Raw genomic sequence first — 15,680 nt, 5'->3', positions numbered from 1 at the left:
TTGGAAAGCACTGGAGCTTTCCATGAAAAGCCGCTTCCTGCGCCCAACTGAATCAATAAAATATGCTTTCTTACACGAGTTTGTCAATCTAATGAAAAAATCCACAGGCGCGGCGCTGGGATTCTCCCGGGGTTTTGCAAAAGCTGTTCGGCTTTTTTCCGTCGACAGGCTGTGACACGGTCCGGGGGTCAAGGCCGCTTCCAGTAGGGGGGCGCCTTCAATTTGCACCTTCAATTTGTTGCGGAGGGGGGCCGGGTGTGATAGTCTTCCGGCATAAGTTCGCTGTTCTTCCAGTAACCCTTTTTATAGGGGCAAACCATGACCGAATCCATGTGCATCACCCTCAGGCTGGATGTAAAGGAACTCATGACCGAGTTCATTCCCAAGGTCGCCCGGGAGTTTATGCGCCACGCCGGCACGGGCGCCCAGTTTCAAGGCGCTGAATTGTCCCTGGTCGTGGAGATTTCCGGGAAGCCGTATTTTTATGTCTTCAAAGACGGAGAGGAGCTGTCGGCCGGGGAAGGGGACCTTGACTCGCCCACGGCCCGGATTTGCATAGACCTGAAAGACATGGAACGGCTTATTTGCATGAAAAACATCGACCTGTTTGTGGGGCTGCCCGCAGACAGCGCAGCCAGGGCCGGGAAGAAGCAGTCTGCCGTTAAGGAGGTCAAAGGGCTGTTGGGGCTGGAACTGACCAATGACGACGACAGCGTCAGCAAGGTCAGCGTCATACTGAACAACGCCAGGGAGCCCAACGCCGTATTTAAACTGACCATGAAAGACGCCCGAAAATTAATGTCAGGCAAACAAAACCCCGTCAGCATGTTCATGAGCGGCCAGCTTCGCATTGACGGCGACATCGGGTTTGCCATGGCTCTTCAACCATTGTTCACCTGAAAGCCCGCATGGGCCGCGGGGCAGGGCGTCCATCCCGCCCTTGCGCACCCTTCAAACGGAGAAACACATGCCTCATTCCCAGGCGCGGGAAATCTGCTCCCGCGTTACCGCGAACATAGAAACGGTCATGCGCGGCCAGGCTAAATCCATTCGTTTACTCATGGCGGGATTCGCCAGCGGCGGGCATGTATTGCTGGAGGACGTCCCGGGCACGGGCAAAACCACCCTGGCCAAGGCCCTGGCCCTTTCCGTGGACCTGGATTTTTCCCGGATTCAGTTTACCCCGGATTTGCTGCCTTCGGACATCCTGGGGGTGTCGGTTTTCGATCAAAAGGAAAACGCCTTTAATTTTCATAAAGGCCCTATATTCACGAATATTCTTTTGGCTGACGAAATCAACCGCAGCTCCCCCAGGACTCAAAGCGCCTTGCTGGAAGCCATGGCCGAAAGCCAGGTCAGCATCGACGGAAAGCTGCGCAGGCTGGAAAACGTGTTTTTTGTGATCGCCACCCAAAACCCCGTGGAAACCTCCGGAACCTACCCCCTTCCCGAAGCCCAGATGGATCGGTTCTCGCTTCAATTTTCCCTCGGATACGTGAGCCCCGAGGTGGAGGTCTCCATTATGTCGGACCAGGGCGCCAGGCATCCGTTGGAGCAGTTAGGTCCATGCGTGGGCATGGAAGAGGTTTTGACGTTGCGCAGCCAGGTTCAACAGGTGGCCATCAGCGAAGAGCTTAAGCGCTACATCGTGGATCTGGTGGGCGCCACGCGGAAGGAGGAAGGCATCCTCATGGGCGCCAGCCCCCGGGCGTCCCTGGCTTTGATGAAGGTTTCCCAAGCCCTTGCGCTGATAGACAACCAAAGTTTCGTCTCTCCGGACCATATCCAGGAGGTCGCCGTGTCCGTGATCGCCCACAGAATGGTCATGGATCCCCAGGCCAGATTCTCCGGGCAAACAACAAGGGCCGTGGTGGAAAACATACTCAAAAGGGTTCCGGTTCCTGCTTGACAGGCGGCATCCAAGGGGCAAGATGATCAGCCGCATCGTCCACAATTTTTTCAGGATCAGGGCTAACCTCAAATATTGGTGGCGGGAGCGGTTCACCATTCCCGGCAGACTGGTCTGGGCGATCATAATTTTTTCCGCCATGGTGGGGGTGGACACCAACCGAACCACCGCCTTTCAGGTGTTTTGCTTTTTCTGCGTGGTCATGCTTTTTTCCTGGGTTTTTAGCAAATTTTTTTCCTGCTCCATCCAGGCGGAACGGCGCCTGCCCAAATTCGGAACCGTGGGACAGCCGTTTCATTACGCCATTCAATTGAATAATCAGGGCAAACGCCGGGAAAGGGGATTGGGCTGCATGGAAATCATGCAGGACGACCGGCTTAGCCTGGATCAACTAAAAAAGGCCGATTGGCCCAAAGGCCTTTGGGCCAGGCTTGTGCGATTGGGGGAAAGCTCCAGGCGCTCCTATCCGCGTGGCGTGGTCTCCCCCGTGCCCGACATGGGGCCGGGAGCGTCAACCGAGATTGAGGCGAGCGTCACGCCTGCCTCCCGCGGGCGTTTAGGCTTTTTGGACGTCGCCATTGTCCGCCCCGACCCATTTAATCTGATCAACTCGTTCAAACGGGTTTCCCGCAAGCAATCCGCATTGATCCTGCCCAGACGATACGAGCTGCCGCCCATCCATTTGCCAAGCGTGCGAAAAAGGCAGCCCGGAGGCTTTTCCATCGCCCATTCCGTGGGGGATTCCGAGGAGTTCCTGTCCATGCGGGACTACCAGCCGGGAGATCCTCTCAGACGCATTCATTGGCGAAGCTGGGCCAAAACCGGCAAGCCCATCATCAAGGAGTTTCAGGAAGAGTTTTTCGTGCGCCACGCCCTGGTGCTGGATACCTTTCCGGAAGGCCGCTCCTCCCGGATTTTTGAAGAGGCCGTGTCCACGGCGGCGTCCTTCGCCAGTTCCGTGCAGACCAAGGAAAGCCTGCTGGACCTGATGTTCGTGGGCGCCAAGGCCTATTGCTTTACCACGGGCCGGGGCATGGGCCATGAAAGCCTCATGCTGGAAGTGCTGGCCTCCGTAACGCCCAGCGAGGGCAAGCCGTTTTCCGTCCTGCCTCCCGCCGTATTGCAGCGCGCTTCGGCGCTTAGCGGGGTGATTTGCGTGCTCCTGGCCTGGGACGACGAGCGGCGCAATTTCGTAAGGGAGCTGAAAGCCCGGAGCATCCCGGTGCTGGTGCTGGTCATTACCGATAAGGCCGCAGATCAGGATGAGGGCGGGGGCGAATGCCGCTATATACACGTTGATTCCATGGCGGAGGATTTAGCGAAGCTATGAAAACCCCCCGCTTGTTTTTAGGCGCCACGCTGCTTTTTTGGGGGTGGCAGACCAACATGCCGATCATGGGCGCGATCATGGCGGTTGTCATCGAGGCTTCCATTTTTCTGCCCTGGAGGTGGACCTTTACGGCCAAGGATCTCAACAAGGCCGCCGATGTTTGCGCGATTTTGTTTATGGCCCTGCTTGTATACCGTTTCAGCCAGGACGCCTCTTCCCAGACCCTGTTGGATTTGCTCCAACAGATTCCCATTCCGTTTTTTCCCTTGCTGGCCTGCCAGTATTACGGAGTGGCCGGCGGCATAGACGCCAGCGCCTTGTTTTACTCCGCACGCCAGAAGCGGAAGAAGGACCCCGAGTCGCCGCGCAAGGTGGTGGACATCGGTCTGCCATTCGCCCTGGCCTGCGTACTATCGGCCAGCGCCGCCAACGCCAGGACGACCTTTTTTTTAGGATTTCTTGTGTTGTCGGTTTGGGCTTTGTGGAAAACCCGGCCCAAACGATACCGCCGGAGCCTGTGGATTCCCTTGATTCTGTTGGCGGTGGGAGCCGGTTATGCGGCGCAAAACGGGCTTCATACCCTGCAAGGATATGCAGAGCAGGCGTTTCTGGATTGGTACGGCGATTCTCTGGAAACCAAAGAGGACGCATACAGAACCTTTACCCACTTGGGGGACATGGGCCGCCTTAAGCTGTCCCATCGCATTGTAATGCGCATTTTATCCAAGCCGGGGGAGCGCGTTCCCGCCCTGTTGCGCTCCGCCGCTTATAACGCGTATTTTTCGGGCAACTGGACGGCTCGGGATGCGGATTTTTACCCCGCTCCCCGCGACAACGCCAAAGACCTTTGGTTTTTCGGCGATGCGCCGGATTCCAGCCGGGAAACGGTCATATCCATGTTTATGAAAGACGGGGAGGGCCTGTTAAGCCTGCCTGCGGGGACTTATGAAATCCAGGGGCTAAAATCCCGAACCCTGGAACGCAATCATTACGGGGCGGTTGTGGTGGACTTTGCGCCCCGCCTGGCCGTATTTAATGTACGCTACGGAGACGGCCCTGACCTGCTTAAGCCTCCGGGCCCCGAGGACATGCGCGTTCCCGTGGAAATCGCTTCGCTTATTTCCTCGCAGGTTGACTCCCTGCCCCTGGAGGGAGAGACGGATTTGGAAAAAGTCCGCATTATCCAGGAGTATTTTTTGGATAATTTTAAATACACCCTGGATCTTGACGGCGGGGGAGGGAGGAACGCCGCTCTGGCCCGCTTTCTCCTGAATAGCAAAAAAGGGCATTGCGAGTTTTTCGCCGCAGCTACGGCCCTGTTTCTGCGCAAGGCCGGGATACCGGCCCGGTACGCCACGGGATTCGCCGTGATAGAGCAAGGACCGGACGGCCAGTGGCTTGTAAGGGCGCGCCACGCCCATGCCTGGGCTCTGGCCTATGTGGACGGCCGGTGGCGGGACGTGGACTCCACCCCGGCGGTCTGGGCGGAGGAGGAGAAAAGAGGCGAGTCTGTGTTTCAAGGGGTTTTTGACGCCTTTTCCAACCTATGGTGGCGCATGTCGCTAAAACGCATGCAAGGGCATGGGACGGGTCGAAGCCTCACGGATTATCTGCTGTGGGGGCTTATTCCCCTGGCGGCGTTTCTCGTTTGGAGGCTGTTTCGAAAGGAACGGGTGGGCAAGGATAAAAAATCGAGGGAAGAACGTTTTATGCCGGATTTTCAGGGCGGGGACTCCGAGTTTTATCCCATAGAGGAAATGCTTAACGCCCAGGGGTATTCCCGGCGGCAAGGGGAAAACCTCAACCAATGGGCGCTTAGGCTCGGGAACGACGTGCCGGAGGGCTTAAAGGTTGACCTTCTCCGGGAGATCATTAATTTGCATTATAGGTATCGCTTCGACCCCGCAGGGTTGGATGAAAATGATCGCCGCCGTCTTGCAGCTCTTGCCAAAGAGTGGCTGGAGAGTTATACCCGGGGCATGGACGTAAGAAAGGAAAAGGACCATGACCAAAATTTCGGAAACGACCTTCAGCCCTAAATGCATTGAATGCGGGGGCGAAACCTCCATCAAAGGCAAATGCGAAAACTCCAAGGTGGTTTGCAAATCCTGCAACAAATCCTACCCCTTTGAGGAGTATCAGGAGGCTTTCGAGGATTACATAGAAGACTCCTGCGTGTTTGAAGACGAGTAGGCGTTCATCCCGGCCCGCACCGGGCTGCTAAACTGCAATGCCCAGCCAGTCCTCGCACAATCTCTGAAACACCTCATGAATATAAACCACTCCGATCACGGTTCCGTTTTCCAAAACCGGAAGGCGGCGGATTTTTTTCCGCACCATGCGATCCACCAGAACCAGGATGTGTTCGTCCGCTGCTGCCGTGGACGCCTGGGTGGTCATGACATGCCGCACGCTTAAGCCTTTGAACCGTTCAATATAGGGCGTAATGTCGTCCATATCCATGCCGGCGTTGTCCTCCATATAATTGAAGAACGGCGGCCGCAGATTGTACAGGATGTCCACCATGGAAATGACGCCGGCCATTCCCCCTACGGGATCGGTGACTATCAGGCTGATGGTCTTGTAGCCCGATTCCCTGACCTTGCCGTGGGCGATTCTTTCCACAGCCTCCATGACGGGCGCGTCCATGGGGATGGTTTCGTACTCCAGATACATCACGTCTTTGGCGGTCAGCTTCATAATCTCCTCCTCCTGAAAATGAGAGTTTGACCCGGCGCATAAACGCCGGATGGCGTGGAGCTTTTCTTATGATAAAGCGGACGGATAGATTATAACCCGTTATAAGGTCTCAGGGCAAAATCCGATTAAAATGGAAAGCGGCGCGGCCTGATACCAAGTTGCTGTCATTGGAGTAATTTGCTCATTCGTTTTCCGGGCTTTGGATCCACACCCCGGCGCTATTCGGGGATGACGGAGCACCTCAGCCGTCTTTGTGGGTGGCCCAGGCAAGGCTTTTTTTGCCTGGGTTCGAAAGAACAAAAGGTGCGGCCGGGAAAGAATGCAGAAACTGGATGTGGTTGGCGGGCGAACGAACCCGCTTGAATTCATGTTTTTATTTGGTTTTGGAAAGGGCTTTCGTCCGCAGGAGATTGATGGTTTCCATCACGCTAAAGGCCGCTCCAACTGCGCTGGCGCGCCTATGCAGGATACTGCTCTGCCAGGCCCCATTATCGGCTGCGGCCCGGACCGTCATCCCGGCAAGGGCTCCAATAATAAAGCGAACAATAAAAAAGGCGCGGGAAGGGCTTCTTGAATCAAGCCCTCCCCGCGCCTTTCATTTTTGGATAGGGATTAAAGCTCCGCTCCCAGCCATTCCTGGCAGATCTTGCGATAGACTTCCGTAATGTACACGACTCCAACCAGAATGCCGTCTTCCAAAACCGGAAGGCGGCGGACTTTTTTACGCACCATCTGGTCGATAAGAGGCAGGATGTTTTCTTCCGGGTAGGCGCCGGAAGTCTGAATGGTCATCACATGCTTGACGCTGAGGCCTTTGAATCTGTCGATGTACAGGGAGACATCGTCCATGTCCATGCCTGCGTTGTCGGCCATGTAATTGAAGAAAGGAGGGCGCACATGGTAGAGGATGTCCAGCATGGATATCACGCCGGCCAGCCTGCCCATGGAGTCCGTCACCATCAGGCTGATGGTTCTGAACCCCGACTCGCGCACCTTGCCTTTTAGAATGCGTTCCACCGCCTCCATCACAGGGGCGTCCAGAGAGATGGTTTCATATTCCTTGGACATAACTTCTTTTGCGGTCAATTTCATAGACAAGATTCCTTTTCCGCGTAAGCATAAAGAGTTAAAGAACACATTTTACTCATTGACTGCGCCTGCTGCTGTACGGTGGTAGAATAACTCCATTTTAAGAGATTTTGCAAGGGCGGCGTGCAAAATCATCCGGTGTAAGCTTGCTCTCAAAAGCCTTTCAGGGGTACTATGCAGGCATCATAAGGCCCTGGACTCCCCACACCTATAACCATAGCGAGGCGAATTATGGGACAAACATTCATTGATTTATCCATAGCCATTGAAACCGGTCTGCCGTCCGACCCTGAAATGATGATTCCCAAGGTGGATTTCATCGACCACGCCATGGGCGCGGACCAGATGGAAACCTTCTTCCCCGGCCTGAAAAAGAACCAACTACCCAAGGGCCTGGGTTGGGCCGTGGAATTTGTGCAACTGACCACCCATTCAGGCACCCATCTGGACGCTCCGTACCATTACCATCCCACTATGGATAACGGCAAAAAGGCCCTGACCATCGACGAAGTGCCCTTGGAATGGTGCTTTCAGGACGGCGTGCTCTTGGATTTCGCCCACAAGGCGGACGGAGAACGCATTACCGCCGGGGACGTGGAAGCGGAGTTGAAGCGCATCGATTACACCCTCAAGCCCCTGGACATCGTCCTGGTGCGCACCGGCGCGGACGCCTATTGGGGGAAGATTGACTATCTGGTCAAGGGCGCGGGCATGACCCGCGAGTCCACCCTCTATCTCTGCGAGAGGGGCGTGAAAGTGGTGGGCATCGACGCCTGGTCCTGGGACCGGCCCCTGCCGTTTCTGGCCCAGGAGTTCAAGGAAAAAGGCGACCCCGCCGTCATCTGGGAAGCTCATTTTGCAGGCATTGAAATGGGCTACTGCCACATGGAAAAACTGACCAATCTGGATAAAATCCCCCGGCCCCACGGATTCAAGGTGGCCTGCTTTCCCATAAAGATAACCGGCGCTTCCGGCGGGTGGACCCGTCCCGTAGCCATAGTAGAAGACTAACCCAAAGAAAGGCCCCCATCATGCCCAAATTCATTCTCAATTGCGCTGTAACCGGAGCCATCCACACCCCCACCATGGCTCCCTATCTGCCCATCAAGCCCAAGGACATCGCGGATCAGGCCGTGGACGCCGTCAAGGCCGGCGCCTCCACCGTGCACGTCCACGCACGGGACCCGGAAAACGGCATGCCCACCGGCGATCTGGACGTCATGGGCGAGATCGTTTCCTCCATCAACGCCCGGTGCGACGGCGTCGTTTGCATCACCACCGGCGGCGGCATCAACATGACCGTGGAGCAGCGTCTGGCGGCCGTTCCCAAATACAAGCCCGAGCTGGCCTCCTGCAACCTGGGGTCCATCAATTTCGCGCTCTTTCCCGTGGCGGAAAAATTCACGGAATGGAAATACGAGTGGGAGAAAGTCTACCTGGAAGGCTCCAGGGATTTTATATTCAAGAACACCTTCAGCGACCTGGACATGGTTTTCAAGATCATGGGCGAGGCCGGAACCAAGCCGGAGCTGGAAGCCTACGACGTGGGCCATCTGCACAACGCCCATTATTACTTTCAGACCCGGCAGCTTAAAAATCCCGTGTACGTCCAGTTTGTCATGGGGATTCTGGGCGGCATCGCCTCCACCATTCCCCATTTGCTGCACATGAAGCAGACGGCCCAGTCCCTGTTCGGCGATAAGTGCATGTTCTCCACCATCGCTGCGGGCAGAAACGAATTCGCCATGGGGACCACTTCCATGCTGCTTGGCGGCGGCGTGCGCGTGGGCCTGGAAGACAACCTGTGGCTAGCCCCCGGCGAAATGGCGACCAATAACGCCCAGTTGGTGGAAAAAATGATCCGCATCGCCAAGGAGTTCGGGTACGAGCCTTACACCCCGGACGAAACCCGCGAAATTCTTCAGCTCAAAGGCCGCGACAAAGTGGCGTTTTAAGGGTTTAAGCAATACTCCGGGAGCGGGGGGACGGCAAAAGGATGCTTAGCCTAACCCTCCGCTCCCCATGCAAATCCATCCGGCGGTTTCCTCTTTGATTTTTTTTGGCAGGCTTTAATCAGATAGAATGTTTTGAATTGTTTCGGCCCTGAAGAGATGATAGGAGCGTGTCTCTTTCGGATTGGCTGAAAGAATAATCCCGGCTCAAACAATAAAGGCATGGATCTATTATGAATGATACGGAGCAGCAGGAACACAAGTTTATACTCAGGGGCCTGAAAGATAAGGACTACGCGGATATCAAACGTATCATGGATCGGGTCTATAAAGGAATGGGCGGCGCCTGGGAGCCGGAAGAGTTCGGCGCCTTGATCAAGCAATTTCCGGAAGGCCAGATTTGCATCGAGGATAACGGCAAGGTGGTGGGGGCGGCCCTTGCCATTCTGGTCAACGCCGAGGCGTTTGAAAACAGGCGGCATACTTATGAGGACGTCGTCAAGGGCGGAGAGATGTCGGCCCATGAACCCGAAGGGGACGCCCTCTACGGCGTGGACATCTTTGTGGATCCTGATTATCGCGGCCTTCGCCTGGGCCGGCGCCTGTATGACGCCCGCAAAGAGCTTTGCGAAACCCTGAATTTGAAAAGCATCATTTTCGGCGGCAGGATTCCCGGTTATGGGAAGCACTCCCATGACATGACGCCGGCAGCCTACATCCAAAAGGTGAAGGACAATGAAATCTACGATCCGGTTTTATCCTTTCAGTTGCTCAATGATTTTCACATAAAGAAAATAATGAAGAATTATATTCCGGAAGACGCCCAGTCGGACTCTTACGGGGTGTTGATGGAATGGAACAATATCTACTACGAAAAAAAGCAGAAACTGTTCGGCGGCAGAAAGTCCTATCCGCGCATCGGGGTGGTGCAGTGGCAGATGAGGCCCTTTGACAAAGTGGAGGACTTTTTGCATCAAGCCGAGTTTTTCGTGGATGCGGTGGCCGGCTATAATTCCGACATCGTCTTATTTCCCGAGTTGGTTAATGCCCCGCTTTTAAAAAATTTCAACCAGGAAAATCCGGCGGAAGCCATGCGATCCCTTTCCGAATATACCGAGGAAATCCGCATGGCTTTTGTTAACATGGCAATCACCTACAACATCAATATTGTGACGGGCAGCATGCCCGAGCTTCGGGACGACTTCCTGTATAACGTGGCTTTCGTCTGCCGGCGGGACGGAACATGGGACGCCCAGTACAAATTGCACATCACGCCGGACGAGTCCCAGTATTGGGGCTTAAAGGGCGGGGATCAATTGAAAATTTTCGATACGGACCTTGGGAAAATCGGGGTCCTTATTTGCTATGATGTGGAGTTTCCCGAGCTTTCACGCAATCTTGCCGACAAGGGCATGACCCTGCTGCTTGTGCCGTTTTTGACGGACACGAAAAACGCCTATTTGCGGGTCCGAAGATGCGCCCAGGCCCGGGCCATCGAAAATGAGTGTTATGTGGCCATTTCAGGCAGCGTGGGCAACCTGCCCAAGGTGGAAAACATGGACATCCAATACTCCCAGTCCGCCGTCTTCACGCCGTCCGACTTTGCCTTTCCCCACGACGCCATAGCCGCCGAGGCTACGCCGAACACCGAAATGACCCTGATGGTGGATTTGGATCTTGACCTGCTCAAGGAACTGCGCCAGCAGGGAAGCGTGCGGAACCTGCAAAGCCGCCGCAATGAGTTGTATGAAGTCGTCTGGAAAATGACGGAAGAGTGAAAAGTCCTGAGTATCGCCCTGTAGAAGCGGTCTCTGCGTATTTTACAGTTCCTGCGCGACGGCAAAGCAGCGTTTTAAGGCATTGAATAAAGATTGAAAGGGGCGGCCGATCAGGTTATCCCTTTTTTTTGCCGTGCTTTGGCCCGGGCCGCGGCGCCGTCTCCGGCGAACACCCATAAGGCCGCCAGATCGTCGATGAACTGCTCCCGGGACATGGCGATATTGCCGTCAAGCCAGGTGAGAACCGCCTCCATGCTTCCTCCGATCAGCAATGCGGAGGCCAGAATGTCCAAGGGATCCTCTTCCCCCTGGGCGTTATGATGCTCGTGCCCGTAGGCGGACAGGGCCTTTGCAAGGCCATGGATCGTGGCTTTGCGATGGGCCATGGCCTGGGGGCTGGCTGCAACTTCCGTGAATAAAACACGCGCCCTGCGCGGGTCGTCCGTGACGTACTCCACCACGGCTGCAATGGCCTTGCGAGCCAGGTCATCCGTGGACAATCCTTCCTCCCAAGCCTCTTGAACCGCCTGAAAACCCTGCTCCAAAAGCCCCTGGGCCAGCTCGTCCACCACCGCGGCCGCAAGCTCATCCAAGCCCGGAAAGCTCTCGTAAAAATAGCGCTTGTTCAACTTTGCCTGCCTGCAGATTTTGTCGATGGTCGCTTGGCGCCAGCCGTCGGAGGCCAGCAATTCAAAGGCCGTATCCATCAACAGGCGGCGGCGCCCCTGTATGCGCTCCTCGGCGGATTTGCCTAAATATGGTCGTACCGGAGATGTTGTCATAATCGCACCATGGCAAAATGTTCTTGACTTTGCAACGCAAACTTGGTTAAACTTGGTACAAGCTCGTACCAAAATTGTTTGAAGTATGTTCCAGTGACGGCTGGCGCCATTGCCATAGATGCGGGCGATAAGACTTTCAGCAGCGGAATGGGGCGAAAAAATTCCCTCCCCCTTGACGGGGGAGGGTTAGGGTGGGGGTGATATGTTGCGCCTTTTCAGATAGTTCCCCCCCCATCCTGTCCTTCCCCCGCCAGGGGGGAAGGGACGAAGACTCATCGGCTTTCGCTTTAAGGCAGTTCGTAGACGCGCACGTATGGACCGGTTTCATTTATTTCTTTTCGACCATGGCAGTTTTGCTGACACGTTTAATTTTCGTGGGTAAATCAGGAGGGGAGATCATGACAATACCTTTGGATGCCACGTTGACGACAGCCCTGGGCGTTGCTTTTCATATGGCGGCGGGGGAGCGCCTGGCGGCCGGCGGTTCGGCCGAAGCAGTTGCAGGCGCCCCGTCCGGCGCCCGATCTTTGTTAAGCAGCCCGTATTATCGTTGGGGCATGGCTTACAATGCGGCGGTGGGGATGGGCATTGCGGTATCGGCCTACGCCTTGCAGCCGGACTGGATGTGGATGTACTGGCTGGACGCCTCGCGTTTGCCGATTTGGACGGTCCTGTACGTTTTTTTGCTGTATCCGGCCATGTTTACCTTTGGGTTTTTGCTTGCCCATGAGGCGAAAAAGCTCAGGCCCGGGGGAGGGGCTGCGCTTTTAACCGGTCTGCTGGCCTTGCTTCTCTGCTTCATTGTCGTCACCTGGGGCCGGATCTGGAACGTGGGGACGATTTCAGAATGGGACGTCGGCGCTTGCACGCCTTTGATCGGCGCCGGGTTTGCGACCCTGCCGCTCACTTGGGTTTTGTCGATCGGGTTTGTTGTTGCCATTGTTTCTCTTGTTTGGCTGTTTAAGAAATTCGCCAGGGGGCTGGAGTAATGCCGGTGCGTAGCGGCGGTTGATATGTTGGGTTTCGCAAGCTCTACCCAATCTACGTCATTTCAAGTAAAAATAGTAGGTTGGGTTAAGAAGTCCTGCTTTCCGCCTTCAATCGCCTAAAGAGCTATTGGACTTCGAACCCAACATGCGGATTGGCTGCGGATGTGTATTGTGAAGGAGTTTGCGTCAAAAATAGTCACTATTTCTCGTTTTCCGTCTTCCTAATCCAAGGAGAGGATCCATGACCCAATTCAAGGATAAAGTCGCCATCGTCACGGGCGGCGGCTCAGGCATGGGCGAATCCCTTTGCCGGAAGCTGGCGGCTGCGGGCGCAAAGGTCATTGCAGCGGACATAGCCTTTGATGATGCAAGCCGGGTCGTTGAAGAAATTCGCTCCGCAGGAGGAAAGGCCGAGGCCGCATCCCTGGATGTGACCGACAAGGACGCGGTGTACGCCCTGGTGGAAGAGGTTGCGCAAAAGCACGGCCGTCTGGATTATATGTTCAACAACGCCGGAATTCTTGTGGTGGGCGAAGTTCGGGACATGGCGCCGGGCCAGTGGGAAAAGCTCATGGCGGTAAACGTCATGGGCGTATTGCACGGAACCCTGGCCGCTTATTCCGTGATGCTTCGGCAGGGCTTCGGGCATATTGTCAACACGGCTTCCATGGCCGGGTTGATTTATCAGCCTGTGACGGCGGCGTACGTCATGACCAAACAGGCCGCTGTGGGGCTTTCCCTTTCCTTAAGGGCCGAGGCGGCGGCCCTGGGCGTCAAGGTTTCCGTGGTTTGTCCCGGCTTGGTGGACACCTCCCTGTACACCAATTGCCAGTCCGCAAAGGCGGACGTCCAGGATGTGCTGGGCATGCTGCCTGTCCGGGCCTGCTCGGCGGATAAGGCGGCGGACAAGATTCTTTCCGGCGCAAAAAAGAATAAAGCCGTGATCGTCTTTCCCCTGCACGCCCGCATTCTTTGGTGGGCCTATCGCCTTTCTCCCATAGGCATGCTGAAAGTCATGGAAGTCCTGACCTGGGCTTTTAGAAAAAAAGCCCGCAATGATGAGCAGCAAGGGGTTTGCATAGACGAATTATAAATGGCCTGTTCCAGAAAAAACAGAGATTTATTTAGGCCTTTCGACTATAGTCGGCGCTTGTCAAGTGCGTCCACAATTGTTACGCTCCGTCGTTCCGTCCGCAAAACGGCCTTATTCAACTTCCGCCCAATTTTTTTTACTTCCCGCAAAAATTTTTTCGAGGTTTTTACACAAGTTTACATGAAGTTCTCTAATGTGTATAATGCGAAAATAAGAATCATCACCAACATAAAAGCCCGAGGCGCCGTTTTTCCTTGACCCCTGTCCTAACATTGTCTAAACACAGCGGCGGTTGATCCACGGGAGGGCGTCAATAGCTGTTTAATGCTGAAATTAAAGCATATTTAAACCTTAATGCAGTGAGGCTATGCCTGGATTTTCAACCGACCACAACTCAATTACCAGGAGGTTTGCCATGAAAAAGATTTTAATCGCTGCGTGTCTGGCCCTGTGCATCGTGCTTGCGTTCGGTGCAACGGTTCAGGCCAAAACCCTCAAGCTCGCCATGGATGCTGACCCCGTCTCGTTAGACCCCCATGTTCAGCTTTCCGGCGGAATGCTGCAGTACAGCCACATGGTGTTTGATCCGTTGGTGCGCTGGACCAAGGATATGCAAATTGAACCCCGTTTGGCGGAAAAATGGGAAAGACTCGACGACCTGACCATGCGCTTTTATCTGCGCAAGGGCGTCAAGTTCCATTCCGGAGCCGAGTTTACGGCCAAGGACGTGGTTTTTACCATTGATCGCCTGAAAAAAAGCCAGGACTACAAAGCCCTGTTCGATCCCTTTACGGGCCCCGTGGCTGTGAGCGACTATGTGGTTGATTTGAAAACCACCAAGCCGTATCCCCTGGTTCTGAACATGGCAACCTATGTTTTTCCCATGGATTCCGCTTTTTACACGGGAACCGATGAAAAAGGCCAGCCCAAGGACGCCATCGTCAAAATCGGCCCCTCCTTTGCCCTGACCAACGAATCCGGCACCGGCCCCTACAAGGTGACCTACCGGGAACAAGGCGTGAAAAACGTGTTCACCCGTTTTGCAGACTACTGGGACAAAGCCTCCCCCGGCAACGCCGATGAAATCGTCCTGACTCCCATCAAGAACGACGCCACCCGCGTGGCCGCCCTTCTTTCCGGGGACGTGGACTTCATCATGCCCGTGCCTCCCCAGGATTACGAACGCATCCGCAAGGAAAAAGGCGTACAGTTGGCCACCATGGCCGGCTCCCGCATCATCACCGTGCAGTTGAACCAGAAACGCCGCCCTGAATTCGCCAACCGCAAGGTGCGTCAGGCCATCGTTTACGCCATCAACAACGAAGGCATCGTGAAAAAGATCATGAAGGGCGAAGCCCTGGCCGCCGGCCAGCAGGGCCCCATGGGATTCGCCGGTTACGATCCCGCCCTGGTTCCCCGTTACGACCTGGAAAAAGCCAAAACCCTCATGAAGGAAGCCGGTTTTGAAAATGGCTTTTCCTGCTCCATGATCGCCCCCAACAACCGGTACGTAAACGACGAAAAAATCGCCGAAGCCATCGTGTCCATGCTGGCCAAGATCAACATCAAAGTGAACCTCAAAACCATGCCCAAAGCCCAATACTGGGATGAATTCGACGCCCAGGTGGCTGACATCCAGATGATCGGCTGGCACTCCGACACCGAAGACTCCGCCAACTACACCGAGTTCCTGTGCATGTGCCCCGACAAGGAAACCGGCTACGGCCAGTACAACAGCGGCAACTACTGCAACCCCCAGGTGGACGAGCTTGTTCTGGACTCTCAGAGCGAAACCGATCCGGCCAAGCGGTCTCAGATCCTCAAACAGGTGGAACGCATCCTGTATGACGACGCCGCCTACGTGCCTCTGCATTGGCAGAACCTGTCCTGGGCCGGCAAGTCCAATCTGGACATCGACCCCATCGTCAACGTCATGAACTTTCCCTACTTTGGGGATCTCGTGATCAAATAAGCTGCTCCCAAACCCCGGATCGCAAACGCGGTCCGGGGTTTTTTTCGCTGGAATTCCAAACAATCATTTAAAAATTGCGCGGTAAA

16 protein-coding genes are annotated in these 15,680 nt (G+C 55.2%); 13 read left to right on the top strand and 3 right to left on the bottom strand.

Translation table 11 applies throughout. The annotated features are described in order from the left end of the window. The first annotated feature begins 22 nt into the window (after positions 1–22). The 6 genes from G491_RS35215 to G491_RS0101190 all read left to right on the top strand — a co-directional run bounded on the left by G491_RS35215 (position 23) and on the right by G491_RS0101190 (position 5,432). Positions 23–175 carry a hypothetical protein gene (locus G491_RS35215; protein WP_157467890.1) on the top strand — a complete coding sequence of 51 codons (153 nt, stop codon included), beginning with the start codon at positions 23–25 and terminating at the stop codon, positions 173–175. A gap of 143 nt (positions 176–318) precedes the next feature. Beyond that, entirely contained in the window at positions 319–900 is a 582-nt protein-coding gene (locus G491_RS0101210; RefSeq protein ID WP_028313289.1) for an SCP2 sterol-binding domain-containing protein, read from the top strand. A gap of 67 nt (positions 901–967) precedes the next feature. Next, the gene (locus G491_RS0101205; protein ID WP_028313288.1) at positions 968–1,909 is read left to right on the top strand and encodes an AAA family ATPase; all 942 of its coding nucleotides are present in this window, start codon (positions 968–970) and stop codon (positions 1,907–1,909) included. Between the two features lie 22 nt (positions 1,910–1,931). Continuing rightward, positions 1,932–3,239, top strand: a complete 1,308-nt coding sequence (locus G491_RS0101200; RefSeq protein ID WP_028313287.1) for a DUF58 domain-containing protein — start codon at positions 1,932–1,934, stop codon at positions 3,237–3,239. Beyond that, positions 3,236–5,278: a transglutaminase-like domain-containing protein gene (locus G491_RS0101195; protein ID WP_028313286.1), complete on the top strand. Its 2,043-nt coding sequence runs from the start codon at positions 3,236–3,238 to the stop codon at positions 5,276–5,278. The genes G491_RS0101200 and G491_RS0101195 overlap by 4 nt, the downstream gene beginning before the upstream one ends. Beyond that, the gene (locus G491_RS0101190; RefSeq protein ID WP_028313285.1) at positions 5,244–5,432 is read left to right on the top strand and encodes a hypothetical protein; all 189 of its coding nucleotides are present in this window, start codon (positions 5,244–5,246) and stop codon (positions 5,430–5,432) included. The genes G491_RS0101195 and G491_RS0101190 overlap by 35 nt, the downstream gene beginning before the upstream one ends. A 27-nt stretch (positions 5,433–5,459) precedes the next feature. On the opposite strand, the gene G491_RS0101185 is transcribed toward G491_RS0101190, so the two are convergent. Further along, positions 5,460–5,939 carry a CBS domain-containing protein gene (locus tag G491_RS0101185; protein WP_028313284.1) on the bottom strand — a complete coding sequence of 160 codons (480 nt, stop codon included), beginning with the start codon at positions 5,937–5,939 and terminating at the stop codon, positions 5,460–5,462. A gap of 319 nt (positions 5,940–6,258) precedes the next feature. On the opposite strand from G491_RS0101185, the gene G491_RS0101180 reads away from it, so the two are divergent. Continuing rightward, positions 6,259–6,513, top strand: coding sequence for a hypothetical protein (locus G491_RS0101180; protein ID WP_157467887.1), 255 nt, complete (start codon positions 6,259–6,261; stop codon positions 6,511–6,513). Positions 6,514–6,551: 38 nt separating this feature from the next. Here the strand turns inward: G491_RS0101180 and G491_RS0101175 are convergent, their stop codons facing one another. Continuing rightward, positions 6,552–7,031 carry a CBS domain-containing protein gene (locus G491_RS0101175; protein WP_028313282.1) on the bottom strand — a complete coding sequence of 160 codons (480 nt, stop codon included), beginning with the start codon at positions 7,029–7,031 and terminating at the stop codon, positions 6,552–6,554. 228 nt (positions 7,032–7,259) lie between these two features. Here G491_RS0101175 and G491_RS0101170 point away from each other — a divergent pair, with 228 nt between their 5' ends. From G491_RS0101170 to G491_RS0101160, 3 genes are all read left to right on the top strand, one after another. Continuing rightward, positions 7,260–8,039 carry a cyclase family protein gene (locus G491_RS0101170; protein ID WP_028313281.1) on the top strand — a complete coding sequence of 260 codons (780 nt, stop codon included), beginning with the start codon at positions 7,260–7,262 and terminating at the stop codon, positions 8,037–8,039. A 20-nt stretch (positions 8,040–8,059) separates the two neighbouring features. Further along, positions 8,060–8,983 carry a beta-keto acid cleavage family enzyme gene (locus G491_RS0101165; RefSeq protein ID WP_028313280.1) on the top strand — a complete coding sequence of 308 codons (924 nt, stop codon included), beginning with the start codon at positions 8,060–8,062 and terminating at the stop codon, positions 8,981–8,983. Positions 8,984–9,213: 230 nt separating this feature from the next. Beyond that, entirely contained in the window at positions 9,214–10,758 is a 1,545-nt protein-coding gene (locus tag G491_RS0101160) for a bifunctional GNAT family N-acetyltransferase/carbon-nitrogen hydrolase family protein (protein ID WP_028313279.1), read from the top strand. 110 nt (positions 10,759–10,868) lie between these two features. Here G491_RS0101160 and G491_RS0101155 read toward each other — a convergent pair whose 3' ends face one another. Further along, entirely contained in the window at positions 10,869–11,465 is a 597-nt protein-coding gene (locus G491_RS0101155; protein WP_051326943.1) for a TetR/AcrR family transcriptional regulator, read from the bottom strand. A gap of 473 nt (positions 11,466–11,938) precedes the next feature. Between G491_RS0101155 and G491_RS0101150 the strand changes: the two genes are divergently transcribed. From G491_RS0101150 to G491_RS0101140, 3 genes are all read left to right on the top strand, one after another. Next, on the top strand, positions 11,939–12,529 hold the full coding sequence (locus G491_RS0101150; RefSeq protein WP_028313277.1) for a hypothetical protein: 591 nt from the start codon (positions 11,939–11,941) through the stop codon (positions 12,527–12,529). A gap of 241 nt (positions 12,530–12,770) precedes the next feature. Continuing rightward, positions 12,771–13,622, top strand: a complete 852-nt coding sequence (locus tag G491_RS0101145) for an SDR family NAD(P)-dependent oxidoreductase (RefSeq protein WP_028313276.1) — start codon at positions 12,771–12,773, stop codon at positions 13,620–13,622. Positions 13,623–14,037: 415 nt separating this feature from the next. Then, positions 14,038–15,594 carry an ABC transporter substrate-binding protein gene (locus G491_RS0101140; protein ID WP_028313275.1) on the top strand — a complete coding sequence of 519 codons (1,557 nt, stop codon included), beginning with the start codon at positions 14,038–14,040 and terminating at the stop codon, positions 15,592–15,594. The last annotated feature ends 86 nt before the right edge of the window (positions 15,595–15,680 follow it).

Source organism: Desulfatibacillum aliphaticivorans DSM 15576, assembly GCF_000429905.1.
Classification (GTDB): Bacteria; Desulfobacterota; Desulfobacteria; order Desulfobacterales; family Desulfatibacillaceae; genus Desulfatibacillum; species Desulfatibacillum aliphaticivorans.
Note: the sequence above shows the minus strand (reverse complement) of the source record. Positions and strands in the feature narration are given on the sequence as shown.

Coding starts and splice junctions, on each gene's coding strand:
- G491_RS35215 (WP_157467890.1), top strand. CDS start 23: ATGAAAAGCCGCTTCCTGCGCCCAACTGAATCAATAAAATATGCTTTC.
- G491_RS0101210 (WP_028313289.1), top strand. CDS start 319: ATGACCGAATCCATGTGCATCACCCTCAGGCTGGATGTAAAGGAACTC.
- G491_RS0101205 (WP_028313288.1), top strand. CDS start 968: ATGCCTCATTCCCAGGCGCGGGAAATCTGCTCCCGCGTTACCGCGAAC.
- G491_RS0101200 (WP_028313287.1), top strand. CDS start 1,932: ATGATCAGCCGCATCGTCCACAATTTTTTCAGGATCAGGGCTAACCTC.
- G491_RS0101195 (WP_028313286.1), top strand. CDS start 3,236: ATGAAAACCCCCCGCTTGTTTTTAGGCGCCACGCTGCTTTTTTGGGGG.
- G491_RS0101190 (WP_028313285.1), top strand. CDS start 5,244: ATGACCAAAATTTCGGAAACGACCTTCAGCCCTAAATGCATTGAATGC.
- G491_RS0101185 (WP_028313284.1), bottom strand. CDS start 5,939: ATGAAGCTGACCGCCAAAGACGTGATGTATCTGGAGTACGAAACCATC.
- G491_RS0101180 (WP_157467887.1), top strand. CDS start 6,259: ATGCAGAAACTGGATGTGGTTGGCGGGCGAACGAACCCGCTTGAATTC.
- G491_RS0101175 (WP_028313282.1), bottom strand. CDS start 7,031: ATGAAATTGACCGCAAAAGAAGTTATGTCCAAGGAATATGAAACCATC.
- G491_RS0101170 (WP_028313281.1), top strand. CDS start 7,260: ATGGGACAAACATTCATTGATTTATCCATAGCCATTGAAACCGGTCTG.
- G491_RS0101165 (WP_028313280.1), top strand. CDS start 8,060: ATGCCCAAATTCATTCTCAATTGCGCTGTAACCGGAGCCATCCACACC.
- G491_RS0101160 (WP_028313279.1), top strand. CDS start 9,214: ATGAATGATACGGAGCAGCAGGAACACAAGTTTATACTCAGGGGCCTG.
- G491_RS0101155 (WP_051326943.1), bottom strand. CDS start 11,465: ATGGATACGGCCTTTGAATTGCTGGCCTCCGACGGCTGGCGCCAAGCG.
- G491_RS0101150 (WP_028313277.1), top strand. CDS start 11,939: ATGACAATACCTTTGGATGCCACGTTGACGACAGCCCTGGGCGTTGCT.
- G491_RS0101145 (WP_028313276.1), top strand. CDS start 12,771: ATGACCCAATTCAAGGATAAAGTCGCCATCGTCACGGGCGGCGGCTCA.
- G491_RS0101140 (WP_028313275.1), top strand. CDS start 14,038: ATGAAAAAGATTTTAATCGCTGCGTGTCTGGCCCTGTGCATCGTGCTT.